We start from the raw sequence: 784 nt of genomic DNA on the forward strand, positions 1-784 counted from the left end.
CCTTCCTCGGCCTGGAAGACACGATCCTTTATTCCTCCTGTTTCGACGCCAATGGCGGCCTGTTCGAGACGCTGCTGGGCGAAGAGGACGCGATCATCTCCGACGCCTTGAACCACGCCTCGATCATCGACGGCGTGCGCCTCTCCAAGGCCAAGCGCTTCCGCTATGCCAACAACGACATGGCGGCGCTGGAGGAAGAGCTGAAGAAGGCCGAAGGCAGTCGCTTCAAGCTGATCGCCACCGACGGCGTGTTCTCGATGGACGGCATCATCGCCAATCTCGGGGGCGTCTGTGACCTCGCCGAGAAGTATGGCGCCATGGTCATGGTCGATGACAGCCATGCGGTCGGCTTCGTCGGCAGGAACGGTCGCGGCTCGGCCGAACATTGCGGTGTCGAGGGCCGCGTCGACATCATCACCGGCACGCTCGGCAAGGCGCTCGGCGGCGCCTCGGGCGGTTACACGTCGGCCAAGGCCGAGGTTGTCGACTGGCTGCGCCAGCGCTCGCGGCCCTATCTGTTTTCCAACACGCTGGCGCCGGTGATTGCCGCCGCCTCGCTCAAAGTGTTCGACCTGATCGACAACGGCGATGCGCTGCGGGCGCGGCTGTCGGACAATGCGGCGCTGTTTCGTGACCAGATGTCGAAGCTCGGCTTCACGCTGGCCGGCGAGGGCCATCCGATCATCCCGGTGATGCTCGGCGATGCCGCACTGGCGCAGGAGATGGCGGCGCGCATGCTCAAGAAGGGCGTCTACGTCATCGGCTTCTCCTTCCCGGTGGTGCC

General features: G+C 64.9%; 1 protein-coding gene. It reads left to right on the forward strand.

Annotation, left to right across the window (positions count from 1 at the left end):
- The coding region (locus IB264_RS34195) for a glycine C-acetyltransferase (RefSeq protein WP_192435371.1) at window positions 1–784 on the forward strand (784 nt) is incomplete at both ends.

This window comes from Ensifer sp. ENS11, from assembly GCF_014851895.1.
Classification (GTDB): domain Bacteria; phylum Pseudomonadota; class Alphaproteobacteria; order Rhizobiales; family Rhizobiaceae; genus Ensifer; species Ensifer canadensis.